Source organism: Levilactobacillus zymae (genome assembly GCF_032190635.1).
GTDB classification, from domain to species: Bacteria; Bacillota; Bacilli; order Lactobacillales; family Lactobacillaceae; genus Levilactobacillus; species Levilactobacillus zymae_A.
The window spans coordinates 378,112-403,692 of the sequence record NZ_JAVLAS010000001.1 but is presented as its reverse complement, the minus strand read 5'-3'; the positions used below and the strand labels follow the sequence as shown (position 1 = coordinate 403,692).

Annotated in this window: 26 protein-coding genes and 1 pseudogene; 12 read left to right on the top strand and 15 right to left on the bottom strand. The window is 54.2% G+C overall.

From position 1 onward, the window contains the following. Positions 1 to 95 precede the first annotated feature (95 nt). The 3 genes from RI501_RS01805 to RI501_RS01795 all read right to left on the bottom strand — a co-directional run bounded on the left by RI501_RS01805 (position 96) and on the right by RI501_RS01795 (position 2,488). The gene (locus RI501_RS01805; protein ID WP_313820076.1) at positions 96 to 1,025 is read right to left on the bottom strand and encodes an IS30-like element ISLpl1 family transposase; all 930 of its coding nucleotides are present in this window, start codon (positions 1,023 to 1,025) and stop codon (positions 96 to 98) included. Between the two features lie 106 nt (positions 1,026 to 1,131). Next, positions 1,132 to 1,959, bottom strand: a complete 828-nt coding sequence (locus RI501_RS01800; RefSeq protein ID WP_313820075.1) for a LysR family transcriptional regulator — start codon at positions 1,957 to 1,959, stop codon at positions 1,132 to 1,134. Beyond that, positions 1,952 to 2,488 (bottom strand): GNAT family N-acetyltransferase, encoded by a 537-nt coding sequence (locus RI501_RS01795; protein ID WP_313820074.1) that lies wholly within the window; start codon positions 2,486 to 2,488, stop codon positions 1,952 to 1,954. The genes RI501_RS01800 and RI501_RS01795 overlap by 8 nt, the downstream gene beginning before the upstream one ends. A 136-nt stretch (positions 2,489 to 2,624) precedes the next feature. On the opposite strand from RI501_RS01795, the gene RI501_RS01790 reads away from it, so the two are divergent. The 3 genes and pseudogenes from RI501_RS01790 (at position 2,625) to RI501_RS01780 (ending at position 5,566) form a co-directional block, all read left to right on the top strand. Next, entirely contained in the window at positions 2,625 to 3,107 is a 483-nt protein-coding gene (locus RI501_RS01790) for a MerR family transcriptional regulator (RefSeq protein ID WP_057730363.1), read from the top strand. A gap of 289 nt (positions 3,108 to 3,396) precedes the next feature. Next, a pseudogene (locus RI501_RS01785) lies at positions 3,397 to 4,113 on the top strand (sulfite exporter TauE/SafE family protein). A gap of 124 nt (positions 4,114 to 4,237) precedes the next feature. Continuing rightward, positions 4,238 to 5,566, top strand: a complete 1,329-nt coding sequence (locus RI501_RS01780; RefSeq protein WP_313820073.1) for a dihydrolipoyl dehydrogenase family protein — start codon at positions 4,238 to 4,240, stop codon at positions 5,564 to 5,566. Between the two features lie 73 nt (positions 5,567 to 5,639). Here the strand turns inward: RI501_RS01780 and RI501_RS01775 are convergent, their stop codons facing one another. The 3 genes from RI501_RS01775 to uidA all read right to left on the bottom strand — a co-directional run bounded on the left by RI501_RS01775 (position 5,640) and on the right by uidA (position 9,637). Beyond that, positions 5,640 to 6,221 (bottom strand): uracil-DNA glycosylase family protein, encoded by a 582-nt coding sequence (locus RI501_RS01775; RefSeq protein ID WP_313820072.1) that lies wholly within the window; start codon positions 6,219 to 6,221, stop codon positions 5,640 to 5,642. A gap of 179 nt (positions 6,222 to 6,400) precedes the next feature. Next, on the bottom strand, positions 6,401 to 7,816 hold the full coding sequence (locus RI501_RS01770; RefSeq protein ID WP_313820071.1) for an MFS transporter: 1,416 nt from the start codon (positions 7,814 to 7,816) through the stop codon (positions 6,401 to 6,403). 12 nt (positions 7,817 to 7,828) lie between these two features. After that, positions 7,829 to 9,637 carry a beta-glucuronidase gene (gene uidA, locus RI501_RS01765; RefSeq protein ID WP_313820070.1) on the bottom strand — a complete coding sequence of 603 codons (1,809 nt, stop codon included), beginning with the start codon at positions 9,635 to 9,637 and terminating at the stop codon, positions 7,829 to 7,831. 138 nt (positions 9,638 to 9,775) lie between these two features. Here uidA and RI501_RS01760 point away from each other — a divergent pair, with 138 nt between their 5' ends. Together RI501_RS01760 and RI501_RS01755 are read left to right on the top strand one after the other, a co-directional pair. Further along, positions 9,776 to 10,867, top strand: a complete 1,092-nt coding sequence (locus tag RI501_RS01760) for a helix-turn-helix transcriptional regulator (protein WP_313820069.1) — start codon at positions 9,776 to 9,778, stop codon at positions 10,865 to 10,867. An 87-nt stretch (positions 10,868 to 10,954) separates the two neighbouring features. After that, positions 10,955 to 11,374, top strand: coding sequence for a Zn-Finger Containing protein (locus RI501_RS01755; protein WP_313820068.1), 420 nt, complete (start codon positions 10,955 to 10,957; stop codon positions 11,372 to 11,374). Between the two features lie 272 nt (positions 11,375 to 11,646). Here RI501_RS01755 and RI501_RS01750 read toward each other — a convergent pair whose 3' ends face one another. Next, positions 11,647 to 11,988, bottom strand: coding sequence for an FUSC family protein (locus tag RI501_RS01750; RefSeq protein ID WP_313820067.1), 342 nt, complete (start codon positions 11,986 to 11,988; stop codon positions 11,647 to 11,649). 53 nt (positions 11,989 to 12,041) lie between these two features. Then, a complete protein-coding gene (locus tag RI501_RS01745) occupies positions 12,042 to 12,689 on the bottom strand; it encodes a hypothetical protein (RefSeq protein WP_313820066.1) in 648 nt (215 codons plus the stop codon). Between the two features lie 149 nt (positions 12,690 to 12,838). Between RI501_RS01745 and RI501_RS01740 the strand changes: the two genes are divergently transcribed. Beyond that, positions 12,839 to 13,522 carry a YjjG family noncanonical pyrimidine nucleotidase gene (locus RI501_RS01740; protein ID WP_313820065.1) on the top strand — a complete coding sequence of 228 codons (684 nt, stop codon included), beginning with the start codon at positions 12,839 to 12,841 and terminating at the stop codon, positions 13,520 to 13,522. 232 nt (positions 13,523 to 13,754) lie between these two features. On the opposite strand, the gene RI501_RS01735 is transcribed toward RI501_RS01740, so the two are convergent. Further along, positions 13,755 to 14,294, bottom strand: coding sequence for a phenolic acid decarboxylase (locus RI501_RS01735; protein ID WP_313820064.1), 540 nt, complete (start codon positions 14,292 to 14,294; stop codon positions 13,755 to 13,757). Positions 14,295 to 14,465: 171 nt separating this feature from the next. On the opposite strand from RI501_RS01735, the gene RI501_RS01730 reads away from it, so the two are divergent. Next, the gene (locus RI501_RS01730; protein ID WP_313823110.1) at positions 14,466 to 15,014 is read left to right on the top strand and encodes a PadR family transcriptional regulator; all 549 of its coding nucleotides are present in this window, start codon (positions 14,466 to 14,468) and stop codon (positions 15,012 to 15,014) included. Between the two features lie 42 nt (positions 15,015 to 15,056). On the opposite strand, the gene RI501_RS01725 is transcribed toward RI501_RS01730, so the two are convergent. Further along, positions 15,057 to 15,593 carry a hypothetical protein gene (locus tag RI501_RS01725; RefSeq protein WP_313820063.1) on the bottom strand — a complete coding sequence of 179 codons (537 nt, stop codon included), beginning with the start codon at positions 15,591 to 15,593 and terminating at the stop codon, positions 15,057 to 15,059. Between the two features lie 226 nt (positions 15,594 to 15,819). Between RI501_RS01725 and RI501_RS01720 the strand changes: the two genes are divergently transcribed. After that, complete coding sequence (locus tag RI501_RS01720; RefSeq protein WP_313820062.1) at positions 15,820 to 16,245, top strand: flavodoxin family protein; 426 nt, start codon at positions 15,820 to 15,822, stop codon at positions 16,243 to 16,245. Between the two features lie 49 nt (positions 16,246 to 16,294). On the opposite strand, the gene arsC is transcribed toward RI501_RS01720, so the two are convergent. Next, entirely contained in the window at positions 16,295 to 16,708 is a 414-nt protein-coding gene (gene arsC, locus RI501_RS01715; RefSeq protein ID WP_313820061.1) for an arsenate reductase (thioredoxin), read from the bottom strand. Between the two features lie 100 nt (positions 16,709 to 16,808). Here arsC and RI501_RS01710 point away from each other — a divergent pair, with 100 nt between their 5' ends. Both RI501_RS01710 and RI501_RS01705 read left to right on the top strand, forming a co-directional pair. Next, positions 16,809 to 17,768 carry a zinc-binding dehydrogenase gene (locus tag RI501_RS01710; protein ID WP_313820060.1) on the top strand — a complete coding sequence of 320 codons (960 nt, stop codon included), beginning with the start codon at positions 16,809 to 16,811 and terminating at the stop codon, positions 17,766 to 17,768. Between the two features lie 27 nt (positions 17,769 to 17,795). Continuing rightward, positions 17,796 to 18,416 (top strand): GyrI-like domain-containing protein, encoded by a 621-nt coding sequence (locus RI501_RS01705; RefSeq protein WP_313820059.1) that lies wholly within the window; start codon positions 17,796 to 17,798, stop codon positions 18,414 to 18,416. Positions 18,417 to 18,499: 83 nt separating this feature from the next. Here the strand turns inward: RI501_RS01705 and RI501_RS01700 are convergent, their stop codons facing one another. Next, positions 18,500 to 19,120: a MarR family winged helix-turn-helix transcriptional regulator gene (locus tag RI501_RS01700; RefSeq protein ID WP_313820058.1), complete on the bottom strand. Its 621-nt coding sequence runs from the start codon at positions 19,118 to 19,120 to the stop codon at positions 18,500 to 18,502. A 180-nt stretch (positions 19,121 to 19,300) separates the two neighbouring features. Between RI501_RS01700 and RI501_RS01695 the strand changes: the two genes are divergently transcribed. Then, entirely contained in the window at positions 19,301 to 19,696 is a 396-nt protein-coding gene (locus RI501_RS01695; RefSeq protein WP_313820057.1) for an iron-sulfur cluster biosynthesis family protein, read from the top strand. Between the two features lie 92 nt (positions 19,697 to 19,788). Here the strand turns inward: RI501_RS01695 and RI501_RS01690 are convergent, their stop codons facing one another. The 3 genes from RI501_RS01690 to RI501_RS01680 form a co-directional block, all read right to left on the bottom strand. Then, positions 19,789 to 20,199: a type II toxin-antitoxin system HicB family antitoxin gene (locus RI501_RS01690; protein ID WP_313820056.1), complete on the bottom strand. Its 411-nt coding sequence runs from the start codon at positions 20,197 to 20,199 to the stop codon at positions 19,789 to 19,791. A 152-nt stretch (positions 20,200 to 20,351) separates the two neighbouring features. Further along, positions 20,352 to 22,118 (bottom strand): ABC transporter ATP-binding protein, encoded by a 1,767-nt coding sequence (locus RI501_RS01685; protein WP_313820055.1) that lies wholly within the window; start codon positions 22,116 to 22,118, stop codon positions 20,352 to 20,354. Further along, the gene (locus RI501_RS01680) at positions 22,111 to 23,838 is read right to left on the bottom strand and encodes an ABC transporter ATP-binding protein (protein WP_313820054.1); all 1,728 of its coding nucleotides are present in this window, start codon (positions 23,836 to 23,838) and stop codon (positions 22,111 to 22,113) included. Before RI501_RS01680 ends, RI501_RS01685 begins: the two co-directional genes overlap by 8 nt. A gap of 870 nt (positions 23,839 to 24,708) precedes the next feature. Here RI501_RS01680 and RI501_RS01675 point away from each other — a divergent pair. Continuing rightward, positions 24,709 to 25,434, top strand: coding sequence for a WxL domain-containing protein (locus RI501_RS01675; RefSeq protein WP_313820053.1), 726 nt, complete (start codon positions 24,709 to 24,711; stop codon positions 25,432 to 25,434). Positions 25,435 to 25,581 lie beyond the last annotated feature (147 nt).

The following is a 25,581-nucleotide window of genomic DNA, read 5'->3' as shown; positions in this document are numbered from 1 at the left end:
TTTAAGCGCAAACCCCAAGAACCACAAGGCTTTGGCGATTCCGATCCTTTATATCGGTCTATAAATTATTTTTATCGATAGGGTAGATTGCAAATTTAATCCGAATTTTTGGACAAATTGGTCAGCATAACCTGATACGGTGTTTCCCAGTCGAGTATTTTAAGCGGTCGCTGGTTAATTTGGAGTAACGTCGTCGTTAAATCTTGAGCACTAATGTGCTCAAAACGAGTCCCCTTAGGATAAAAATAACGTAAATTCCGATTAAAGCGTTCATTACTACCACGTTCAGCTGGCGTATAAGCATGACAGTAATAGGTCTTAATACCATATTGTGATTCAAATGATACTAGCCCACTAAACTCAGTACCACGGTCCACAGTAAAACTGTGCACCGGTCCATTAAAAGTTGTTAGGAACTTAGTCAGTGCTTCATTAACACTCGCTGTCGTTCGATCTTTTAACCGGTATGCCCAAAGGAACCGTGATTTTCGATCGATTAAAGTTAATAAAACTGCCTTACTATGCCCACGAGGACCAACGACTGTATCTAGTTCAAAATCGCCGATGCGATTACGTTGATTAATCATCATGGGACGCTGTTCAATTGATCGCCCCAAAGATTGATTATATTTGGATCGTTGGTCAACGTTACGCCGTTGGCGTACGCCATGTTCAGGTAGATCATTCAAGGAGAAATCAATTCTCCCCTGATTTAGCCAATTATAAATAGATTTAGTAGCTAGTTTAAATTCGTGAGCAATCATTCCTGGTGACCAGCTTAGACGTAAATGGTTGAGAATTTTTTGCTTTAACTCATCGCTCAGCTTAGTTTTCCGACCACATCGTGATCGCTTGTATTCGGCATCTGTTTGTGCTAATTCAGCCTGATAAGGTTGACATCGAGATAATTCATAAGAAATTGTTGACGGTGATCGGTTCAGCCGAACGCCCATTTGGATATTGGACAGCCCTAGTTCACAAAAGGTTTCGATTTTAATTCGTTCGGAATAGGTTATACTAGACAAAAGATCAGCTCCTAAAAGATGGGTTTGTGGTAAACACCATTTTAAAGGAAGCTGATCTTTTTTGTCCGAACAGCGTTCGGATTAATTTTACAATCTACCATAGGTCCTAATCGGTCGTCAATATTGATTGAAGGGCCTGATAAACCGCGCGCAACTGGCTGTCCAATACCACGTCGGCCTGATTCGATAGTAGGTAAAATTGCCGGTCGAAATGAGCGCCTAGCGGGTGCGCCGTGACGCCCGCGGGAACCAGGCGTTGGGAGACCACCGTTTGCCCCATCCCCCGTTGGACCAGGGACAAGATCAGGTTGACGTTGTCAATTTCAATCAGTTGTTGAGGCACAATGCCCGCTTCCTGCAGGTACTGGTGGGTGTATTGATAGGTCCCCGACCCCCGCTCACGGGTCAACCAGATGCCCGTGTCTTCGCCGATACGCACCAGTTGGTCATGCATCACCGCCACCCGTTCGATGCCGTTTGCCACCACCGGTTTTTCGATCAACCCGATTTGGAGTTGGTGGGCTTGGAGCTGTTGTAAGACCTGTTGGGAATTCATCATCTTGATGCGTAACGCCGCCTGGGGGAACTGCGCGTGTAACTGCGGAATCAGATCCGGCAAGAGGGTCAGCGCAATCGTCTGTGAGGCGCCCAAGACCACCATCAACGACTTCTGCTGGGTGGTGGCTTCTAGCTTACGGGTCGTGGCCTGCCACGTGGCCAATAGCTGAGTTGAATCGGCGTACAGGATTTGTGCCGCCGCGGTGGGTTCAACGTCGTGATTGCCACTGCGGTGAAAGAGCTGCACGCCCAGTTGGGCTTCCAGTTGTTTGATTTGGTGGGAAATGGTCGGTTGGGTCACGAAAAGTTGGGTGGCCGTTAGCGAAAAACTCCGGGTCTCGTACACCAAGCGAAAGGTTTTGAGGTAGTTAAACATGGGAGCTCGCCTCCCTGGTAGCCGAGCTAAACGAACGTTTGAACCACAGTGCCTCGGCCGGGTCCTGGTCGCTTGCCACGTCACTGGTTGGCGCCACCGGCTGAAAGTCCAACTTGGCTAAAACCCGCTGCGATTGGTGATTATCTGGCAGGCAATCCGCGTACAAGTCGGTCAGAAGGCCCCCTTCTCGGCGGATTAACGTCCAACTCTCCCGGACCGCCTCGGCCATGTAGCCGTGGCCCCAGGCGTTCGGCTCCAGGAAGTACCCCAGGTCGTAAACGGCCGGCTGGTTCTGGTGCGGATAATAGAGAATGGCGCCGATAAAGTGGTGTTCGATCCGGTCGATTACCGCAAAGGCGTAGGGACTGTGACGATCCTTTTCGAACCAGTAGGCGAGCAGGTCGGGCGCCGTACTACTAGTGGTGCCGTTCGCCGTGGCCATCACGGGGTAGGCCAGGATGCGTTGGTAGTCCGCCAGGTCACTTTCGACCAGGTTGCGCACCCGCACCCGTTGCGTTTCTTCAATCATGGAATGCCCTCTTTCGTCAGTGTGAATGCCCCCATTATACCGCGTGCGGTCCCCGCGCCCGGCGGAAACAGTTGCGAAATTTTAAACAAACAATTATAGTTAGACTTAACTTTAAGTCTAGAAAGTAGGTAATCCCATGCCCTATTCCATTGGTCAGGTGGCCAAACGCCTCGACATCAGTACGTACACCCTGCGCTATTACGACAAGGAAGGCTTACTCCCCTTCGTCGACCGCAACGCCGCGGGTCGGCGCGTCTTCAAGGACGCCGACTTCAACTATTTAGAAACCATCAGTTGCCTAAAGGAGGCCGGCTTACCGGTCAAACAAATCGGCACGTTCATCGATTTATGTCTGGCCGGTGACCGGACGCTCGACGAACGGTACGACTTCCTGGCCGAGCAGGAACAGGCCCTCGAAGAAAAAATGGCGGCGCTCCAACACACCATGGACTTCCTGCGCTGGAAGAAGTGGTACTACAAGCGCGCCATTCAAGCAGGGACGGAGACCGTCAACTACCTGCCGGACACCACACAGACCGACCCGGCCTTGCGCGAAAAATTCAACCAACTGGTCGCCGACGGGGCGGACCCCCAAGACTTGGGGCACCTCGACCGGTAACCAAAAAGGACGCCGCAATCGGCGTCCTTTTTAAGTGCAACAAGTGATCGGTTGTTATCGATCCTCAAAATGGACTACAACCCAGCGATCAACGGGGCAGACCTGCCCGGGGGAGTCGTCAATCGCTGAATCAAGCTCATTCAGTGTAAGCGTTAGAGTCGACTCTAAGTCAAGAGAACGGCCGATTTTTTTGCACGGCGTACTCACGTCCCGCTGACCGCCCGTTGACAGAAATCCACCCGTCCCCCACACTAGAGACAACACTTCAGAAAAAAGGAGGCCGGGTATCGTGACCTGGGCGTTAATTGCATTTCCCGCCTTATTCGCCGGTCTGGTTCAAGGCCTGACCGGCTTCGGGGCGGTCATCATCATGATGATTTTCTTCCCGACGATCCTGCCCATCGCGTAGGCCGCCGGCATCGGTGGCGTCATCATGCTTACCAGCGTTTTGGGGCTGACCATCCGCTACCGCCACCACGTTCAGCTCAAACGTCTCATCGTGCCGTTTCTAATCTACGCCACGGTGGCCACCTGGTCGGTCCATTTAGGCCACGTACTCGACACCCACCTGCTGCGAATGATGTTAGGTGGCTTGTTAGTGGCGTTAAGCCTATACTTCACGTTCGCCAAAAACGCCGGGGCGCACCGCTACCCCTGGTATATCGCCGGTAGTTTCATGATCATCTCCGGCTTTTTCAACGGGTTGTTCGGCATCGGTGGACCCCTGATGGCGCTCTACTACCTCTCGTTGTCCAAGTCCATGCCGGAATACATCGGCAACATTCAGGGGTTCTTCCTGATCGACACCTTCTACATCGCTAGCGTCCGGGTGGCCAACGGGATCTTAACAGTCCACGATATCCCCTACATTCTGGTGGGAATGGTCGCCGCCAGTCTGGGCACCATGCTGGCGGCACGCTTGTTGACCCGGCTGGACGGAGACACCATCAAAAAATGGATCTACGGCTTCATCGGGTTAAGCGGTATTTATTATCTCTTCTTCTGAGTTTCGCGCGTCACGGCAGAATTGCCGTGGCGTTTTTTTGCAGGCCGTAACAGGCTAAATGGTTGCGTTGGGGGATTATTTTCGGTACGTTTATCCTATAAAATACCACGAGGAGGAATCATTGATGACTTACGATTACGATGTCTTATACATTGGCGGCGGGCACGCCGCTCACGATGGTGCCGCACCACTGGCCGCCAGTGGACAACGGGTCGCCGTGGTCGAACGTGACTTAATGGGTGGGACCTGTACCAACTACGGCTGTAACGCCAAGATCACGCTCGACGAAGCCGTGAAATTGACCCGCGAACGGGCCCGGGTCGGCCAAATCGTCGACGGCCCGTTGACCATGAACTGGGCCCAGAGTCAGGCGCATAAACGGGCCGTCATCGACCCCCAGCCCCAAGAACTCATCGACAAACTCACCAGTCACGGGGCTACCGTTATCACCGGAAACGCAAAGTTCAAGGACGCCCACACCGTGACCATCGACGGAACCCGCGCCGTCACTGCCGAAAAGATCGTCATCGCGACCGGGTTGGTGCCCCACCGCCTGGCCATTCCGGGCAGCGAGCTCGCCCACGATAGCCACGACTTTCTCGACTTAGACCACTTACCGGCCCACCTGACCATCGTGGGCAGTGGTTACATCAGCCTGGAGTTCGCCACCATCGCCAACGCGGCCGGGGCCGCCGTGACCATCCTCTTGCACGGCGACACGGTGTTGCGCCACTTCTACCAACCCTACGTTCAACTAGTGGTCGCCGACCTCAAACGGCGGGGCATCACCTTCATCGCTAACGCCAACGTGCAGGCCTTCACCTGCGACCAGCCGGGGTACGGTGTGGATTACGGCGACCACCAACACCTCACGACCGACTGGATCTTAGACGCCACGGGGCGGGTCCCCCACCTCGATGATTTAGGCCTGGAAACCGTGGGCGTGCAGTTCGACCGTCACGGCATCGCGGTCAACGACCATTTACAGACCACGGTACCCAACATTTATGCGGCCGGCGACGTGATTGCCAGCGACCAGCCCAAGCTGACCCCGACCGCGACCTTCGAATCGAAATACCTCACCCAGCTGTTTACCGGCCAGACCACCGCACCCATTGATTTTCCGGTGATCCCGTCGGTGGTCTTCACCTCACCACGAATCGCGCAGGCCGGCGTCACGGTCAATGAAGCCCAGCAACGAGGGTTGACCATCACCCACAACGACTTGGAAACCTACTGGTACTACCGCATCGACCGCGAACCCCTCGTGAAGAGTACCCAGATTCACGACGCCCAGGGTCACCTAGTGGGCGTCACCGAGATCAGCGACCAGGCACCGGACGTGATCAACACCCTGTTGCCCGCCATCGAATTTCAGTTCAGCCGCGAGCAGATCAACCGGTTGGTCGGCCTCTTCCCGACCATGGGCTACGCCGCTTGGCACCGGGCCTAAACCCACTTTAAAATTCAAAATGACGAGTCCAGCCGGGAAATGAGCTGGACTCGTCATTTTTTCAGTTCTGATTCTAGTCAAAGGCCTTGCGCACGCGGGCCTGTAAGTCCGGCACCACGTCGGTCTGGAACCACGGGTTACGTTTCTGCCACCCGTAGTTCAACGGCGACGGGTGGACCAACGGGAAGAACTCCGGCAGGTAGTCGGTATAGTGCTGCACCGTAGCGGTCAGGGTCTTGTAGCGCTCGCGACCCAGGTAGTACTTAATGGCGTACTGCCCCACCAATAATTTCAGTTGGACGTTAGGCATTTGCGCCAACAGCGGTTCGTGCCACTTTTCGGCAAAGCCCTTGCGCGGCGGCAGGTCACCGCTCTTGCCCTTTCCCGGATAGTAGAAGTCCAGCGGCATCACGGCTACCTTATCGCTATCGTAGAACTCCTCGCGGGTGACGCCCATCCATTCACGCAGGCGTTTGCCGCTGGCGTCGTTGAAATAGGTCGCGGTGTCCTGGGCGATGCGACCTGGCGCCTGACTAATCACTAAGATGGTCGCACTGGGTAAGACGTGAAAGAGCGGGTCCCAGCCCTTGGCGGTGAACTCGGCGTTGGCCGGGTCGTCCTTGATGGCTTGCTTGATACTGGCAACGGTTGGCATGATAAAAACCTCCTGGATGACTAATTATTCCCCATTTTACCGCAAAATACGGGGAACGCTCAAAAAGGCCAGCCACAACCCCGGCTAGCCCCTTTGAATTTAGGAAGTAAATTTCATGAGTTAAGCCTTATAAATCACTCATCATGAATCAGAATTAAGCTTAGAGCTTATCAATTATATTAATCTTGGTCCATTGCTTTTAAAGCTTTGGCGTTTTCATCCACCTTTTGCTTGTTGAGTGGGTACCAGAAGAACATGATGATGGCCCCTAAGCCGAGGCAGACCGCGGGAATTCCCACGGAAAGTTGGTAGATCCCATTATTGACCGCTTCGGTCTGCAGTACCCCACCACTCGTGGAGGTCTTGTAGCCAATGAAGGACAGTAGCAACCCGGCGACCCCACCGGCGAGTGCCTGGGCCACCTTCCGGGCAAACGAGTTCACGCCGTAGACCACACCGTCTTCTCGAATTCCCGTTTGGGCTTGCTGATTATCGATCACGTCGGTAATGAAGGCCCAAACCATCAGGTTGAACATCCCCATCCCTAACGCCGCAAAGAAGGCCAGCACCAGGTACACCGTCACACTGTGGGTGTGTACGACCAGCAAAACCCCAAACATCAACGCACCAAAGGCCAGGAAACTTTCCGTAATTTCCTTCCGACCGAACCGGCGGTAAAGCTTGTTGGCAAAGGGCGCCAGCAGGAAGGTGGCCATCGACATGGATACCATGGCCAGTGCCATGGCCCCTTTGTCCTTGAAGTAATCGTTAAACAGGTACGACACCAACGCGGAGTAGGAGAATAAGCCCACACAAACCAACACGTCAATAACCACCAAAACGATCAGCGCCTTATCCGTCAGTAATTTCTGTCCGATCACCTTTAACGGAATGTTCTCACTCTTCTCGGTCCGCACCCGTTCCGTGGTCATCCGGCCCAGTAACGTGTAGGCCACGACCCCGGCGGCCGCACAAATCATCACGATGATGAATAAGCGGGTCGACGAAATCTGCTGAGACCCCTTGGCGTACATGAACATGGGCACAAAGTAGCTGACCAGCAAGGTCCCCACGGCGGCCCCGATACTCCGGAAGGTCGACAATGACGTCTTATCGGCCGGGTCGTTAGAGATGGCGGAGGCCATGGATCCGTACGGAATGTTCACCGTCGAGTACAGGATTCCCCAGGCAATGTAGGTCACGGAGATGTACCCAATTTTCAGTCCCATCGGTAGACCACTGACCCCCGGGAGGAACAGGAGAATCGAGAATAGAAATAAGGGGTACTTCATCCGACGAATCCAGGGATGGAAGCGACCATCAGCATGTAGCGAACTGTTGTCCACCAAGCGCCCAACGCCCAGATCGGCGAAGGCGTCGATGATTCGGGCCACTAGGAACAGGATCCCGATGATGCCCGCCGACACACCCAACGCGTTAGTGTAGAAGATCATCAGGAAGGTGGTGACCGTGGAGAACGTCAACGTGTTCCCCAGGTCCCCAAACATGTAGCCCAGTTTATCTTGCCGACCAAACGGTTTAGCTGGCGTAACCGGCATGGCCACAGCTTCTGCGTGTGTAATCGATTTTCGCATGTGAGTCGCCCCCTACTTCTTATAGTTAAAGTTCGGAATCTGGTTCCAACGCTTGCTCAACCAGACGGCGGCCGCCTTCGGTTCACGGGAGCGCGTCAGGATCCCCTTCTTGTTTCCTTGGATCCGGTTGATGCCGAATTTGGTCTGGAAGTCGGCAAAGTTCCAGAGTTGTTCACCCACGAAGTTCTCGATCTTATCGAAGATCTGCGTGTTCATCTCGTAGTAGGCCACTTGGTATTCCTCGGAGAACGGCTCGTTGTAGGCACTGTGCATCCCCGCCACCGTATCGGCACCGAATTCGGTAAACATGATCGGCTTATCCGGGTATTTCGCTTGCCAAGTCCGGAGTTCCTTTTCCTGAGCGGCCGCGGCCGCTTTCAGGTCACCCGTTTGCAGGTACCAACCGTAGTAACGGTTCAGGGTCAATAGGTCGGCCAGATCGGAACAGTTGTCGCGTTCCGGCGTCGACATCATGATGTTGATGTAGGTGCAAGGCCGCTCCTGCGGGTCTAACTTCCGGGCCAGGTCGAAGAGCGGTTCGAAGTAATCGTGAGCGCCCGGTAAGAAGGTCGCCGGTTCGTTGGCAATCGACCAGATGACCACGCTGGCGTGGTTCTTATCGCGGCTGATCATTTCGTGTAAGGCCTGTTCGTGAGCCTCCCGGGTACCTAGGTTCGCCCAGAAATCAGGATCAGTCACGTTGAAGGCCCCGGACACGTCGAAGCTAAAGTTTGGCATCAACCCTACGGCTGGAACTTCGTCGATTACCACGATTCCTTCGCGGTCACACAACCGCATCATTTCTTCGGAATACGGGTAATGCGAGGTTCTAAAGGAGTTCGCGCCCATCCGCTTCAACAGGTTCAGATCCAAGACGTTTAACGCTTCGTTGGTCCCCCGGCCAATCACGTAGAAGTCTTCGTGCTTACCGAAGCCCTTGAAGTAAAACGGTTCGCCGTTGATCAAGAATTGCCCCGCCTGGACGGCTACGGTCCGCATCCCAAACGGTTCCGTGTAGCTATCCACGACCTGGTCATCTTCGAGAATCTCAACCTGGGCCTGGTAGAGGTAGGCGTTCAACGGTTTCCAGAGGTGGATCTCGTCGAGGTCAACCGTCCCCTGACGCCCGGCTAAGGTTCCCACGACCGTCCCCGCTTCATCGAGCAGGGTCACCCGGACCTGGCCAGCCGGCTTGGTCGTCGTCACCGAAATCGCCACCGTGGCGTGCCGAGCCGCCAAATCAATCGTCGGCGTGACCGTCACGTCTTCAACCCGGTTCCACGGCGTCGCCAGCAAGTTCACGTTGCGGTGCAACCCCGCATAATTGAAGAAGTCGAAGTTTTCGTCCACGTGTGCCACCGTGTGGCCGTCAGCGTCTTGGGTTTCGGTGTAGTTCCCCACGGGCAACGTGGTGTGGTCCAACAGGTTACTTAACTTGACCGTCAAGCGGTTGGTTCCGGCTTGCACGGCGTCGTTAATGGGCAATTCAAACGGGGTAAACCCACCCTTGTGGTGCCCCACCGCCACACCGTTCACGAACACCCAGGCCTCGTGGGTCGCGGACCCAAAGCGCAGGCTTAAGCGTTGGGTTAGTAGGGCTGTTGGGACTGTGAAGTCACGTTCATACCAGAAATAACCGTCGTGTTCCCGCAGGTCCTGGTTCACGGTTTGGTCGTTGAACGAAGCGGGCACCGCCATGACGTCATCCGTTACCAACGGGGTGGTGGCATCGAGGTCTTCACCGGCAGCTTGCATCTTAAAGGACCAAATTCCGTTTAGACTCAGGACGGAACGGGTCGCGGTCATCAATGGGTATAACATGAAGAATCACTCCTAATTTTAGTTTGGCTTTGTAATCGCTTACAAATAAGATAAACTATAGGAGAGCCCTTTTCTTTAACAAACTTGCGAATTCTCAACCTATTTTGCGATTGCCGTATTTTAAGGAGTGTGTGCCCCATGTCAACCGATGCTTTACGCCACCTCATCCAGGACCTCGCCCGCATCAGTGGCGTCACCCTACGTCTCTGCGATCACCACCTGCAAACCGTTCTCTTAAGCGGTGACGAAGCGGCCCAACCGACCTTTCGCACGTTACCCACCCGCGCCACATTGGTCGAGCGGGCCATCACCGACCAAGGGGACTTTCTCCTATTAGGGATTTTTACCGACCAGCAGTGCCAAGGGTACCTGATTGCGGGACCTTGCCAAACGGCTAGCACGAGTCTGGCCAACGTGATCAGTACCGCCCTGAACGGGCCGCGCCCCATTCAAATACACGACGACCACGTTAAGGTCCTCCCCTTGCGCCTGGATCTTGCCGCCGCGGAGAGTGAAAACGACGCCGAGTTGGCCCAGCGCTACCAGTTACAGAACCAGCTAGCCGACGCCATCACCCGGGGCGACCCCGAAGGCCTAACCACCATCAGCGATCGTATCTTTCAAACCGCCGGCTTCGACGCCCTCATGACCCGGGTGCCCAACCGGCGACTACGTTCCGAAAAAAATATTTTGTACATCCTCAACACCACCTGCCGGATTGCCGCCGAACGCGGGCACATCTCTCCCGTCATCTTAGACCGCGTGTCCGGTCATTACGCCAGGTTGATTGAGGACCTCATCACCACCAAGACCTTTCAGCAGCTGGTCAACCAGATTTGCCGGCATTACTGCGACATCGTGGCCGCTCAACGGGATAACCGTTACAGCCACCAGGTCAACCTCACCATCCAGTTTATTTCACGGCATTACCAGCAGGATCTCACGTTAGCGGAACTGGCTGCTAACGTGCGTGTGACGCCAACTCATCTCGCGCACCTGTTCAAGCAAGAAACGGGCGAAACCCTGTTTGCATTCATTAACCGGTTTCGCATCCAGATGGCCCAACGCCAGCTGCACTACCAGACCGAATCAATCATGGACGTGGCCTTTCAGGTCGGGTTTAATAACGTGACGTACTTCAATAAGATGTTCAAACGCTATACCGGGATCACCCCCTCCGCCTATTTACGCAATAGTCGTCCCACCATCCCCACAGCCCATCTCGATTGAGCTTGTTTCACGTGGAACACGAGATTCTTTGGTCCCACCCGATGGTGTATGTTAGGATTAATTATCACAACAACGGAGGTGTTCTAGTTGAAGCCTAATTCTAAATTCATCCAGCGCCTGCAACGGCTCATGATCGGGCGCTATGGTCAAAACGACACGCTCAACCGCGTCCTAAACGGCTTAGCCATCATCCTCTTAATCCTGAGTTTCTGGGGGAAATACGCCGGTTGGTTCTTCTTAGCGGGCACGCTCCTCATCGCCGTGAGCTATTGGCGGTTATTCTCCCATAATATCTACCGCCAGGTCGCGATAAACCGCGGCTTTCAACGGTTCTGGTTCGCTTTGATGCGCCCGTTCAGCCGACTGACCTACCAAATCAGTCAACACTGGCACTACCGCTTCTTCCACTGTGCGCAGTGTCACCAGCGAATTCGGATTCCACGCCACCACGGTCACGTGCGGGTCACTTGTCCCAAGTGCGGTCACCAGTTCGACGCGCGCACCTGATGTTGAGAGTGGGACAGAAGGCGGTTAGCTGGTGAGCATTAACATTGTAAGACGGACAATCCTGAACTTGGATTGGCTGGCGACTTTACGGGGTTAAGCGGAACCAGCTGCCTTCTGGCGCACGTTTCAACACCAAATATTCGGAGACACCAACGAGTCTGAGACTTTTGTCCCAGACTCATCCATTTAGTACCGGACTCAACGTTTAATTAGTCAAATTAAAGGGGAAACTCGCTCGTCAATCGTCCGATTGACGAGCGAGTTTCCCTTTTTTACCGCTGCCACCGACGAGCCAACAGGCCCCCAATGGCAGCAACGCCCACGGCCGTGAGAATTCCCAGACCGTTATTCATAATTCGTAACCCCGCAGCGGCCGGGACGCCTAGCTGAAGGTAAACGATGCTCAACGCCCCGAAACAGTTGAGGATGCTGGCCCAGAAGTAACTGGGCGTCAGTCCCAAGCCCAACCCGGCCAACGGTGCCAGCAAGGCCACACCAGCGACCGGTAACCAGGCCGTCCCCAGCACAAACATCAGCGACCCGAGTACCACGCCGCTAAAGCGTAGAACCGCCCGGCCCCGCAGCTGCGTGGTTTGGGGTAACAACACCGACATACAGGCAAACCCCAGCCACATGGCCCGCTGGTGGTGTAAAGCCTGGCCCAGCATCAACGCCGCGGTGACGCCCAGGCTAGCCGCAGTTGCCAGCGCCAGGTCGCGTCGGTCAAGCGCGGGGGCTGAACCACCGACCACAGAGCTTGGTGGGCGTCGGCGTGGCGGTGGTGTTTCCAGAATACCGCGGCACAACAGAGGTAGGCCGTCAGGGTAGCCAGCCCGGTCCCCGTCACGGCCGCGGTCCCCACTGGCGGGACGCCCGTCACCAGGACGTAGCCGAAGGTGTACACCCCACCGTTGCCCATGATGGGGGCCGCCGTGGTCAATCGTAGGATCACCAGTAAACTCAACAGGTTCACTACGCCGGCTCCCCCCACACCCAGCTGCGGCAGAAGTATGCTGTTGCCCCACATCAGCCCCAGGACCACCGCCAGGGCGCCCAGACTGGCTCGCGCGTTATAGGTGTAGTTCACGAAACGGGCACTCAGTAAGATGCAGAAACTCGCCACACCGATGTAACTGCTGGCCGGGCCGAAGAGTTGGGTAAAGCCCGCGATGTAGGCGACGGCAAAACCCAATAATAGGCCGTCGCGCAAGACCAACGCTCTTAATAAGCGGCATTTAGTGGGCCAATCCGGGGCCTCGCGGATCTTCTGCCGCAGGATGCCCGGACTGAGTTGCATTAGGTCGTAAATGGCCATACGAAACCTCCTTAATTTTTGCGTTGAGCAGTATATCAAAGGTCGATTTCGCTTGTCAACGGGGAGTTGGCGCCGCTACGTCGATTCCCGTTTCCCCGCCAAGTGTGCTATATTTTACAGCAGAGACCCAAAACGATGGAGGTACTTAAATGAGTTATCGGACTTTACTGTTTGACCTGGATCAAACCCTCTTTGACACGGACACCAACGCCCAAAACGCCCTGCGTAAGATGACGTTACCCTTCGCCTTTCACTTCGGCCCGGAGGAGGTCACCTACTGGCACAACCTGCAATTCGCGATGTGGGGTGACCTGGAACAAAAGAAGCTGACCCGTGACGAGCTGGTTAACACCCGCTTCGCCCGCTTCTTCGCCCACTACGGCATCACCGTCGACGGCGTGCCCTATGAGCAACAGTTCCGCCGGTTATTCTACGCGGAACACGCCCTGATGCCCCACGTGCGCGAGGTCTTGACCCAGCTCAAGCCCGAATACCACCTGGTCGTGATTTCTAACGAGGTCCGCGCTAAGCAAACCCAGCAACTGGCCGACTCCCAAATCGCCCCGTTCTTCGAGCAGATGTTCTTAGCCGAGGACGTCGGTTACAGTAAGCCCGACCGGCGCTTCTTTGACACGGTCGAGGCCCAGCTTCCTGACGTCGACCCGGCCGATTTACTGGTGATTGGCGATTCACTGACGGCCGACATTCAAGGCGCCAACCACGCCGGACTCGACAGTGTGTGGTTCAACCCGCAGGCTCAACCGGTAACGGCCGTGGCCACGCCAACCTACCAAGTTAATAGTCTGACGCAAATTCCAGACCTACTGCATTAAAAATTAGAGTGCGCCCAAGAGCGTTTAGTTGGTGAGCATTAACGTAAAAGAGACCATTATTCCAGGTGCGGGAATAATGGTCTCTTTTGGGTTAAGCGGCGCAAACTGCCCTTGGGCGCACGTTTCAGCACCATTGTTGAAAAAATCAAGTTAAGATCCAATCAACCATTTAGGCTCAAAAACTGATCTTAATGGCGTTGCGTCACACTCTTCCGTCGTCTATTCTGCTAGATTATTTCTTCAGTCGCTTGTAGTTGGCGTCGTAGAACTTGCCAGCGCGAATATCGTCGGGCATCCCCGCGTATGGCGCTTCGTTGATCACGTCGCCGTTGTTCTGACCGGCATCACCCATGTAGGTGATGTTAGCCATTTCCGGCACCACCAGCTTCGGGTAAGTGGCGTACTTTTCCCGGGATTCCTCCATTAAATCGATGTGGTCGTTTTGGTAAGTGACCGTGATTTCGGGATGGTCCTGAACCCACTTGGGGAAGAAAATTGTCCCGTGCATCTTCTTTTCGTTGGGCAGGAAGTCCAGCGCCACGTCGGTCCCGGTTGGTTCCGTCCAGGAAATCTTGTAGAGTCCTGGCGCCAACATCACAATGTCGGCTTCCTGGTTCGTCACCCAGCGGCCGGCAACCATCCCGCCGTGAATCCGGTAATCCACGGTGTGGTCGTTCTTCGCGTACCATTCATACTCCCACCCGTTATCGTAGGTGTAAATGAAGTGGGTCCCCAAAAAATCGTCTAACGTTTCAAATTGCTTGTCAGCCATGTGCTCAAATTCTTTCTTTTTCAACATGTCATTAATTACATGTTTTAATTTACGATGATTACTATAAATCTCAGTCGCGGCAGAGTCAAGGATTATCTTGAACTTTTTGACGGAAACTGGTTCAATGGGGAAGAGCAGAACGGCCGAATGAGGCTTAAGGAGGTGGACATCATCGGACAACGGAATCGACTCCAATACATTATTCTGGGTCTTCTCAGTCAGCAGGACCAGACCGGTTACGACTTGACTAAGGCCTTCGAACACGAAATCGGTGAACTCTGGCAGGCCAGCCACAGCCAGATCTACCCCCAACTCCAGCGGTTGGAAACGGCCGGCGACATCACCCACCAGGACCAAATCGCCGGCGAAAAACTCGCCAAAAAGGTTTACCAGTTGACCGCTCAGGGACAAAAAAAGCTCGCCGCTTGGGTCAGCGAGCCGTCACCGGAACTCACCGCCACCAAGGACGAGTTTATTTTGAAACTGTACTTCATCAAATCGGCCAACGACCCGCGACTGGGCCCCATGTTACGGGAACAAACGCAACTCCACGCCGAACAGCTTGCGCACCTACAGCAGCGGCAGCGAGAGGTCTTCCCTAACCAAGCCGCCATCGACGCGGCTTTTGGGCACTACCTCATCTTGGAATACGCCATTGAGCGGGAAAATCACTACGTTGAGTGGCTTCAGCGGTATCAAACATCATCTAGTAAGCACTAATTAAAGGATTTCTGACCGTTAATTCATCTGGTCAGAAGTCCTTTAATTATTAGGCCGGTAGCGATCCCCTTCAAAATGCGCATTCGAATAGTGCCGGGCAAGGTGCTTCGTATGATACGCGTAGCCATCCGTCCAAATCCCAGCCCCACTTGCTAATTGCAAGGCTGGATGATACTTCCCCTCTAGATAATTACTGGTTCGCATATAGTAATTTCCAGCGCCGGCACCTTGGTACCAACCATACGTCCAAATCCAATCTTCATCTTGGTAATAAGCATGGGCCGCAATAATCCAACTAGGATGTACTCGTTTAGCCCACGGTTTCCCGGTAAAGTAGACATTTTTTCGTGAATGTAGTCGTTGGGTGGTCCCCGCTGAAATCATCTGTTTCGCGGTAATTTTTACCCGATAATAATGGTGATTATTGTAAGTATACCAAGTCCCCCGGATAGATTTAGGAAACGTTCTAAGCGTTCGGTTAGCCTTAGCAGAAGCCACCGTCACCGGTGTTGCCACTAATCCTACTCCCATTAGAGCTACCCCTAAACTGCCTAAAAATAGCCATTGTTTAATTCTCATCGTGCTCCTCCTTTAATTATCCCCATTCATATTCAGTATAGGTATGTATTCTGTTTTTGGCCATTTGTTCGACTTATAAATAATTTATTATCAGAACTTCGTTAAATTCGAAATTATTTTTTGATGGGCGACCATGACGGTCAATGACCAAAGTCGGGCGCTTCTTTGTAATCGGTTTCACAATAGCTTATACTAAACCTATCGACTCGAAACGGAGGGGTTTTCAATGACAGTAGCTATTCGTTATCAAACACGCAACGGGAACACCGAAGCGTTCGCTAAGGAGATTGCCGCCGTCGCCGGTGTACCGGCGGAAGACGTCAAGACGCCCGTCGAGGCGGCCGACCTTCTCTTCTTGGGCGGTGGGACCTATTTCATGCGGCCCGACAAAAGCGCCTCGGCCTTCATGGCGGGCCTGGACCCCGCTAAGATCAAGCGTATCGCCTTCTTCACCACCTCGGGCGGTCCCGAAGCCGTGACCGACAAAGCGTTGACCAAGCTGGCCGAGGAAAAGGGCATCCCGGTGATCGGCCACTTCCACCAGGTCATGGGCGGCAAAGGGATGAAGATCCTGGGCAGTTCCGGCGGGATCTTGAAAGACAACCAGGTCCAGTTAGTTAAAGAATTTGCGCAAAAAATGTTAAACGTCTAATGCCAAATCGACCGAACCCCTCGCGCTGAGGGGTCCGGTCGATTTGGGGTTAGTTTAGCGTTTGGGCCAAGTGCTCAACCCGTTGGCGAATCTGGTCACGGACCTGCCGAAAGACGGCCAACTGCTGGGCCGCACTGCCCGAAGCCTGCGCCGGGTCCGCCAGCGGCCAGTGGACCTTGCGCACGCTGGTCGGCGTTACGGGGCAGCGGTCGCGCGCATCCCCACACAGCGTCACCACCAAATCGCAGTGCGCCAGGTAATCCGGATCAATCAATTTGGACGTTTGCGCCGAGATGTCGAGGCCCGCCTCGGCCATTACCTGGACAGCCCGCGGATTCAGCCCGTGCGTTTCAACCCCAGCACTAGCGACTCGCCAAGTGGGCCCTAATAACTGACGGACAAACCCTTCGGCCATTTGGCTGCGACACGAGTTGCCGGTACATAGAAAGTAAACCTGTGGCATGGCTCTCAACTCCTTTTTATTGGTAACATAAGCCGTCTGGCCGACCTTGTCAACGGAAGAATATGCTATAGTGAAGCTAACATTAAGGAGGTCGTTTTTGATGAAAGCTATCGTTGTGCGTCATCTGGGCGGACCGGAAGTGCTCGAGTATACCGACGTGCCCACGCCGACCGTCAAACCCGGTTGGACGTTGATCACGGTGCGTGGTTTCGGGGTCAACCACTCCGAGATCTTTACACGCAAGGGCTTCTCGCCGTCGGTCACCTTCCCCCGGATTCTAGGTATCGAAGCCGTGGGAACCGTGGCGGCCACGTCAGCCCCCGATCGATTTTCCGTGGGCCAAACCGTGGTGTCCATCATGGGTGAAATGGGCCGGGCCGTCGACGGGGGCTACGCGGAAGCCGTCCTCCTGCCGAACGACCAAATCTACCCGGTCCACACCACCCTCGACTGGGCCGACTTGGCGGCGGTCCCTGAGACCTTCTACACGGCGTTCGGCATCGTGACCAGTCTGCGCATTCAACCGCACGACCGGGTGCTGATTCGCGCGGCCACCAGCGGCGTCGGCGTCGCGGCCTTTAAGTTGATCCGCGCCCTGGCCCCCCAGGCCGCGATCGTGGGAACAACCCGGTCGGCGAAAAAGGTTGCCGCCCTCGAAGCGCTAGGTTTTACTGAGGTGCTGGTCACGCCAGACCCCCTCGACCTGCCGACCAGTAGCGGCACTTTCGATAAAATCGTGGACCTGATTGGGGGCAAAGCTATCCGCGATTCCCTCCAACGCCTTAACGAATTTGGCATCGTGAATTCGACCGGTGAACTTGGCGGTGAATGGACCATTGACGACTTTGACCCCATTACCGACATCCCCAACAACCGCTACCTGACCGGCTTTTCTTCCGGTGACGTGGCGCCCGACGCGCTGCAACACCTGCTGGACTTCATCACCACGCACCATATCGACGTACACCCGGCAAAGGTCTTTGACCTGGCCCACACCGCCGACGCCCACCGGTACCTGGAAAGCGGGCAGAGCCTGGGCAAAGTCGTGGTCCTACCTTAATTCATTTAAAATTGGAGGAACTGATCCATGAAACACGAATGGCGTAAACAAGAACGTGACCTGTACCTGCCCAAAGGCATCCAGGTCGTCGACGTCCCGCAAGCCCACTTTCTCACGCTCACGGGGCACGGCGATCCGAATCAACCGGCCTTTGGCGCGCAGATTCAGGCCCTGTACCCCGTGGCCTACGCGGTGCGCATGGCCCTAAAGAAGGGTGAATTCGGGACGCCTTACGAGTACACGGTCTACCCGCTGGAGGGCGTCTGGACCACCACGGATGGTTCGCGCGACGCGACCCTGAACAAGGCCGCCCTGGCCTACACCATCATGCTTCGCCAACCGAACCAGGTAACCGCCGAACAAGTCCAACTCGCCATCGCGCGGACCCGGGTCAAACACCCCAGCCCCTACCTCGATCAACTCCAATTCGTGACCTACACCGAGGGGCGTTGCTTACAAGCCACCCACACCGGGTCCTTCGACACCGAGGGCAGAACATTTGCCACGATGCGCGATTACCTGACCGCTCATCAGCTAACCACCCAAACCACGATGGGCGACTACCAACACCGCGAAATCTACCTGTCCGATTTTCGCCGGGTAGCCCCAGAACGCCGTAAGACCACGTTGCGGTGGCGGTTGGCTTAACTAATTGAGCCCACAGAACGTGGTCTTATCAAAAAAGCACCATTTCGTTAAGGAAATGGTGCTTTTGTTATTAATAACAATTATTAATAATCATCATGCGGTCGCCGGGGCCCGTCACCGAATAGGTCGCGCATGTTGGGACCCATCCCGCCGTGTAGCCCCCGGCCACCATGCATGTGCATGCTGTGCCCACGGTGCAGGGTCTGAGCCTGTTCCATGAAGGCGCGATAGTCCGCCGACTGCGCCCAGTCGCTGGGTTGCTTGGCTTCGAGATCTTTGAGTAGCTTCTGGAGGATGTCCCGTAACTGAGCCTGTTCCGCCTCGCTAAGCGTGGTGAACAGGGCCTCCGAGAACTCGTCCTTGGCCTTGTGGGCCGTTTCGAGGAACTTACGGCCAGCCGCCGTCAGTGAAATCAACGCCACCCGTTTGTCGTCCGGTGACGCCTGGCGCTCGATCAGCCCGGCGTCTTCCAGCTTGGATACTAACGCGCTGACGGAGCTGGGCCGGATGTCGAGGTCTTCGACGATGTCGGAGTTGGTCAGGTGATCGTGTTCGGTTAACAGGTGTAGGAGTCGGAGTTGGTTAGAGTTACGTTGGGGATCGTGTTCGTTCATGCGGGTGCTGCGCACGGCCGCGGAAACGAAGGCCCGTTGTTGAAACAGCCGACCAAATAGGGTTAATAGTGCTTGTGAGTCATAAGTCATGTTGTGGTCACTCCCGTTTTGTATTTAGTTAGATTTTATATCTGTTAACTAACTAAATGCAGTATATCCCGATAGTTAGTTTCTGTCAACTAAAACTAACTAATAGATAAAGGATAATCACCCGCTCCCCCTTTTCGTGGTAAACTGGTCCCAACTTCACTCACGAAAGGATTGACGCGGATGACCCCCATTAAACTCACGCCCGCCTTCATGGCGGTGCTGGACCAAAAGAACTTAACCACTAAGGACCTGGTGCTGATCGCCGATGACGGTGGTGGCAAGTACTCCCTGCAAGGCGGGGCCTGCACCATCGGCACCAACTTCACGTTAATTGTGCTCGATGCACCGGACCCGGACTACCCGGTAGCCATCGCGAACGACCAAGGCTTACGGCTCTGGTCATCGGACTACGATCTCTACTTTCTCGGCGCCGGCCTGACCCTCGACGTGGCCCACCACAACATCCTGCTTAAGGACGACGCCGAACTCCTCGACAGCACGGTCAAAATCGCCCGCGGGCAGGACGTCCTGGACGCCTTTCAACGGGGCATTAAGCTCAGCGGAGACGACTGCTAGTGTTTCACGTGGAACACCGCAATACTATCTAACGCAAAAGGATGCGGCCCACCGGTGGGGTCCGCATCCTTTTTAAGTTAACCACGTCGCACCTAGTCTTGCTCAGGGTCCTGTAAGAGCTCCTTTAGCGCGTTGGTTAACACCGCACTAAAATTAACTCCCCGATCACTGGCCTGCTGGGCGAGGTCGTAGGGAATGGTCGTGTTCTTTTTCACCGTCGGCTTGGTGATTTCCTTAGCCGCCTGGACCAGATCAACGGCCGTTAACTGGACAAAATCGTGGGGATAGGCCGCCTGGACGTCCTCAAGGGGCGTCGCCGACGGAAGCTGTTTTTCGTCATACAGCATGAGGCCTAAGACCTCGCTAGCGTTCAACAGGGCTTGGCCCAGGTCGTCCGCTTGACTCAGAGCACCCGGAACATCCGGAAAACTAATCGTCAGCTGACCGGTTTGTGGATCTTGGTTAAACACTGCTGGGTAAACCACAATTTTCTTTTTTGCCAAAACTCATACACCTCTCCGATTCGGTCGTTAACCCCCTGATGGGGTAACCCCTATCATACTAAATTTCAAGGACATTAAATACCCCTATTTTCACCATTACAAAACACGCCTCAAGCCGGCTAAAGGGTCGACTTGAGGCGTGTTTTGGCTCATTAATCAAATACCATCTGGTTGCGATACAGCTCCGCGTAGAAGCCATTTTCGGCCAGTAACGCTTGGTGATTCCCCTGTTCGATGACCTGACCGTCCTTTAAGACCACAATCTTATCGGCGTTCAGAATCGTCTTCAAGCGGTGCGCAATCACGAAGCTGGTCCGGCCCTGGATCACGTTATCCATCGCGGCTTGAATTCGGTCCTCGGTGACCGTGTCCACGTTGGACGTGGCCTCGTCTAGGATCAACAGCCGCGGGTTGGTCAGAATCGTCCGGGCAATCGACATCAGCTGCTTCTGCCCCGCTGAGAAGATGCTTTGCTCGTCGGACACGCGGGTGTCGTACCCCGCCGGCAGACTGGTGATGAAGTCGTGAATGTTGGCCTGCTTGGCCGCATCGATCACGCGGTCCATCCCCGCCTGCGGGTCGCCGTAGCGAATGTTGTCGGCAATCGTGCCGGTAAACAGTTGCGGTTCCTGCAAAACGATGCCGACGTTGGTCCGGAGCGACTGCAAATCAAACTGCCGGATGTCGGTGCCGTCCAGGGTAATCGCGCCCTGATCGACGTCGTAAAAGCGGTTCAGCAGGTTCATGACCGTGGTCTTCCCCGACCCGGTCGGCCCGACCAACGCGACCATTTCGCCGCGATGCACGTCGATTGAGACCCCGTGGAGAATTTCCTTGCCCGGTACATAACTGAAGTGCACGTCGTCGATCTGCAACCCGTTTTGAATGGCGGGCATCTCATGGCCCCGCGCCGGGTTGGTTTCTTCCGGTTGGTTGCGGACCTCATCGACCCGCCGCGCCCCGGTAATCGCCAGTTGAATCATGCTGTAGAGGCTGGTCAGCGACATGATGGGCTGGTAATACTGTTGTGCGTAGTTGACGAACACCACCACCAGCGCCAACGCGGCCCCGGTGGACAGGCTGCCATTCAACGCGAACCAGGAGCCAAAGAAGATCACGATAGCCGTGTTGAGTAGCGACATTCCCTGCATCAACGGGTTCAGAATCCCCGACCAGATCTGCCCGGTCAGGGCCGACTGCCGCACCTTGGCGTTGTAGCCGGCAAAGCCCTTCAGCGAGTCTTGCTGCAGGCCGTTGGTGATCAACACCTTCTGGCCGGTGATCTGCTCGTTGATGTAGCCGTTGAGCTTCCCGATGTCGTCCTGTTGCTGGTTGACGGCCACGCCGGCCTTGCGCATCACGACCGCCGCCACGATCAGGGCTAGCGGCGTCGAGGCCATGGTGGCGTTTTGGTTGAACATCACGATCAGTAACCCGACGAACTGGGCCACCGCCAACAGGATTTCCAGCAGCGCTTGGTTCATGGCGTTGAAGATGTTATCCAAATCAGAGGTGAACCGCGCCAGGATATCGCCGTCGCTGTGGGTGTCGAAGTACTGGACCTTCATCCGTTGGAGCTTGCGGAACAGCCCCACCCGCATGGTCCCCGTCGAATGGGCGGTGACCCGCGCGAGAATCAGACTGGAAATAAAAATCGTGCTGGCATCCCCCACATACAACAAGATGTAGATGATCAGCGTGTGGTTAAACGGTGTCAGGCTGGCTTGCCCCCTGGTGGCCGGCGAACTCCACTGCTGGAGGTAGGTGGTCAGTTGTTCGACCGCCCGGCCCAGGTAGGTCGGCGCCACCACGATGCACCAGGTGGAAAAGGCGATCAGAAGCATACTGATGATAAAGCCGCGCCAGTAGCGCTTGAGATAGTGCCAGTAATACTTGCCGGCATTGCGTAAATCACTCATTGACCGTCCCCTCCTCTCGGGCCTTTTGGGTCTGGTAAATGGCTTGGTAAATCGCGTTATCGGCGACCAATTCGTGGTGCGTCCCCACGCCCGAAACGCGGCCGTGATCGAGCACTAGAATCTGATCGGCGTTGATGATCGACGAGATCTTTTCGGCAATCACCACGGTGGTGGTCCCCTTCAGGTCCCGGTTCAACGCCTCTTGGACCAGCTTTTCGGACCGGGCATCTAGTGCCGAGGTCGCGTCGTCTAAGATCAGAATCTTGGGGTTAGCAATCACACCACGGGTAATCGCGAGTCGTTGCTGCTGACCTCCGGAAAAGTTCTGGGAGCGTTCTTCGACGGGCGCGTCGTAGGTCTGCGGCAGGCGTTCGATGAATTCCGACGCCTGGGCGATGTTAGCCGCCCACTGCATGTGACCGACGCTGGCATCCGGCTGGACCTGTTTGAGGTTACCGGAGATGGTCCCGGAAAAGAGCGTCGAGCGTTGTAGGACGTAGGCCACGGTGGACCGTAGCGCCTTTTCGGGCAACTGGCGCACGTCGACGCCGCCGACCTTGACCTGACCGCTGTCCGGGTCGTACAGCCGCGCAATCAACTGCGCCAGCGTGGTCTTACCGGAACCCGTAGCCCCAACGATGCCTAACATGGTGCCGGCCTTTAAGGTAAAGCTGACGTCGCGTAACGTCGGGTGATCGTCACCGGGATAGGTGAAGGTCACGTGGTCGAACGTCACGTCGCCCTGGACCGGCTGGTCGTCGCCACTGACGTAGGTCATGCTGGGTGCCGTGTTCAGGACTTCGCCGATCCGCCCCAGCGAGATGAAGGCCCGTGACGCGAAGGTCATCAGAAAGCCCCCGTTGATCACGGCGAACAAGATTTGCATTAAGTAGGAAATAAAACTGGTGATGGCCGCCAGATAGGTCGGGTGGGTGGTGACGTTTTGCCCCACGATGTAGACCGCGATGCCGACCGCCAAGTTGGCGGTTAAGAAGAACGCCGGCATCAGGATGGCGAACCAGTACCCAATCTTAGCGGTCACGTTGGTCAACTCGTCCGACGCGCCGGAGAATTTCTTAATTTCGTTACCCTCCTGGACGAACGACTTGACCACGCGAATCCCCATCAGGTTTTCGCGGGCGACCGTGTTGACGTTTTCGATGTCCTGTTGGGTCTGACCGAAGTACTTGGTCATCCGCTTAACGGCGACCAGACAGACCAGCAGGATAATCACCATCATGGCCAGGATGACCCACCACTGTTGTGGCATGGTCACCAGTGCCAAGATCAGCGCCCCGATAAACAGCAACGGGATTCGAGTAATCTGTTGAAACCCGGCCATCACGATCTGTTGAACCTGGTTGATATCGTTGGTCATGCGGACCACCAGGTTGGACGCCGAAAATTTCTCGACGTCGGCGAAGGCCAGCGACTGAACGTGGGCGTATAAATCGGCCCGTAAGTCGGTCGCCACCCCCAACGCCACACGGGCGGAATAGATGGTGTTAACGATCCCACCAATGATGCCTAAAACGGCGAGCCCCAGTAAGAAGAGGCCCTGTTGAAAGACCGTCTGCTGGTCGTTTTTGATGATGGCTTCCATGACCACCTGTAAGAGGCGCGGTTGCCACAAGGTCGCAAAGACCAGCACGATGATCGAAAGGAGCGCTACCCACACGTCGCGGTGGTAACGCCGAAAATAGGGCATTAAAACTTTCATGTTGCGCATTCCTCCTTGACTCTTTGCCCGGGAAACGTGGCCGTCACCCGAGCGCCATTAAGCCGACGCCTTGCAGACTCCCCTAAAAAGTTGTGGCCCGTCACCATTGGCGATTCGTCATCTGAATCACCGGATAACGGCCCCCACTTCTCCGCGTTAAACGCCTTCTTGACCAGATTATACACGATATTATGGTAATTATATGGTTTGAGGGACTGAAAGGGGTAAGTCCCTCGGTCCCCCCACGTGCTTTCCCCTTTTCGGCGGTTCCAAAGACGTGTCGCTTTGATTGGACTAGCCCAGTTAAGGGTTATGTCATTTTATGTCCAAATTTTTTTGAAAACATTTTAGAATAATTCTTAATAACGCTCTTAATTATCGGATGATAATGTACTGTGTATACTATTGTGTGCAAGTATCTACTTGCACAAATTGTTTCCTGATTTTTTCATTTCACAATCCCTAGCTAAAGTTAGTTAGATCGCGGTTTGGTCAATGCTCAAAATTACTATTCATTTATAGAATCAACCATTATAGTTTAGCCCTTACTGGTGAGGTACGCTTTTTAACTAACACCTACTAGTTAAGAATTCTTTTAAATTGCTGCTAACACGGCCATCAGTTAACCTTATTTTTTTGTTAGAAAATCGTTTACATATGCCAAATTATCTTATATGATTAAGTTGTTACATAGATAATAACTTGTAACCTAATTTGTTTCATTGGTAATTATCTACGTTGGTTCCATTAACTAAAGAGTCGTATTTACCTCTTTAGAAGAAAAAATCATCGCAACACGGCATTTTGTATCACCACATCACAGTGTTTTTGGGAAGTTTCAAGAAGAGAAGCAAAAGGGGTGCTTTATTTATGAACAAAAAAGTAAGTAGCATGTTATTAGCCGGTGCATTGTTATTAGGGACGGTTGCACCAATCGTTGCCAATGCGGATGGCACAACTGGGACAACTAAAAGTAGTATCAGTTTTGCTAAGCCAGATCCAAGCACCAAGCCAGTTGATCCTGACAAGCCCGGTGAAATTGTGCCAGGTGATGGCGGTGGGACAACTGCTAGTGGTGAATTAACTTTCCTATACGTTTCAAAGTCCATGGATTTTGGTAAGAATCTAGCCATCCAGACTACTGCCAACGCTAAAGAATATCACCCAACGGTAGAGACTCAAGCAATGGGTGACGTTCCTGAAAATACTAAATTAATTGCTGAAGTTGCTGATACTCGTGGGACTAACGCAGGTTGGACAGTCCAAGTTAGCGCCGATAAGATGACTACCGAAGCCAACGGTGCCGGCGATGTCTTAACCGGGGCAACTTTGGATTTAGATGGATCAACAGCAACCATTAATAATTCCGCCGTTACAGATTATAAAGATGCAGGTATTTCAGGGGTTAATGCTGAATTATCTACCGATGGTACTTCTAAAACGCTTTTCAGTGCCAAAGAAGGTAGTGGTGTCTTAAATACCACTTTCCAATTAGATCCATCAAACATCACATTAGCTAACATCCCTGCCAACGTTAAAGCTGGAACTTATTCAGGAAATGTTAACTGGACCTTGAGTGATACACCAGGGGCCTAACGATAATCACATGGCGAAAGGTGTTCATTATACTCAAATGAGCACCTTTTTAGCTTACATAGTTGTATTATTAAACTGATATCAATTTAATAATCTAATGTATTAGATGGTCAGGAGTACAAAAATGTATAAACTAGGAAAAGCCCA

What these genes read in the sequence shown, in the direction of transcription:
- RI501_RS01735 (WP_313820064.1), bottom strand. Translation starts at nt 14,294, where the DNA reads ATGGCTGACAAGCAATTTGAAACGTTAGACGATTTTTTGGGGACCCAC.
- RI501_RS01770 (WP_313820071.1), bottom strand. Translation starts at nt 7,816, where the DNA reads ATGCGAAAATCGATTACACACGCAGAAGCTGTGGCCATGCCGGTTACG.
- RI501_RS01760 (WP_313820069.1), top strand. Translation starts at nt 9,776, where the DNA reads ATGTCAACCGATGCTTTACGCCACCTCATCCAGGACCTCGCCCGCATC.
- RI501_RS01720 (WP_313820062.1), top strand. Translation starts at nt 15,820, where the DNA reads ATGACAGTAGCTATTCGTTATCAAACACGCAACGGGAACACCGAAGCG.
- RI501_RS01685 (WP_313820055.1), bottom strand. Translation starts at nt 22,118, where the DNA reads ATGAGTGATTTACGCAATGCCGGCAAGTATTACTGGCACTATCTCAAG.
- RI501_RS01710 (WP_313820060.1), top strand. Translation starts at nt 16,809, where the DNA reads ATGAAAGCTATCGTTGTGCGTCATCTGGGCGGACCGGAAGTGCTCGAG.
- RI501_RS01780 (WP_313820073.1), top strand. Translation starts at nt 4,238, where the DNA reads ATGACTTACGATTACGATGTCTTATACATTGGCGGCGGGCACGCCGCT.
- RI501_RS01800 (WP_313820075.1), bottom strand. Translation starts at nt 1,959, where the DNA reads ATGTTTAACTACCTCAAAACCTTTCGCTTGGTGTACGAGACCCGGAGT.
- RI501_RS01775 (WP_313820072.1), bottom strand. Translation starts at nt 6,221, where the DNA reads ATGCCAACCGTTGCCAGTATCAAGCAAGCCATCAAGGACGACCCGGCC.
- RI501_RS01675 (WP_313820053.1), top strand. Translation starts at nt 24,709, where the DNA reads ATGAACAAAAAAGTAAGTAGCATGTTATTAGCCGGTGCATTGTTATTA.
- RI501_RS01745 (WP_313820066.1), bottom strand. Translation starts at nt 12,689, where the DNA reads ATGGCCATTTACGACCTAATGCAACTCAGTCCGGGCATCCTGCGGCAG.
- RI501_RS01795 (WP_313820074.1), bottom strand. Translation starts at nt 2,488, where the DNA reads ATGATTGAAGAAACGCAACGGGTGCGGGTGCGCAACCTGGTCGAAAGT.
- RI501_RS01740 (WP_313820065.1), top strand. Translation starts at nt 12,839, where the DNA reads ATGAGTTATCGGACTTTACTGTTTGACCTGGATCAAACCCTCTTTGAC.
- RI501_RS01700 (WP_313820058.1), bottom strand. Translation starts at nt 19,120, where the DNA reads ATGACTTATGACTCACAAGCACTATTAACCCTATTTGGTCGGCTGTTT.
- RI501_RS01705 (WP_313820059.1), top strand. Translation starts at nt 17,796, where the DNA reads ATGAAACACGAATGGCGTAAACAAGAACGTGACCTGTACCTGCCCAAA.
- RI501_RS01750 (WP_313820067.1), bottom strand. Translation starts at nt 11,988, where the DNA reads ATGTCGGTGTTGTTACCCCAAACCACGCAGCTGCGGGGCCGGGCGGTT.
- RI501_RS01790 (WP_057730363.1), top strand. Translation starts at nt 2,625, where the DNA reads ATGCCCTATTCCATTGGTCAGGTGGCCAAACGCCTCGACATCAGTACG.
- arsC (WP_313820061.1), bottom strand. Translation starts at nt 16,708, where the DNA reads ATGCCACAGGTTTACTTTCTATGTACCGGCAACTCGTGTCGCAGCCAA.
- RI501_RS01695 (WP_313820057.1), top strand. Translation starts at nt 19,301, where the DNA reads ATGACCCCCATTAAACTCACGCCCGCCTTCATGGCGGTGCTGGACCAA.
- RI501_RS01725 (WP_313820063.1), bottom strand. Translation starts at nt 15,593, where the DNA reads ATGAGAATTAAACAATGGCTATTTTTAGGCAGTTTAGGGGTAGCTCTA.
- RI501_RS01680 (WP_313820054.1), bottom strand. Translation starts at nt 23,838, where the DNA reads ATGAAAGTTTTAATGCCCTATTTTCGGCGTTACCACCGCGACGTGTGG.
- uidA (WP_313820070.1), bottom strand. Translation starts at nt 9,637, where the DNA reads ATGTTATACCCATTGATGACCGCGACCCGTTCCGTCCTGAGTCTAAAC.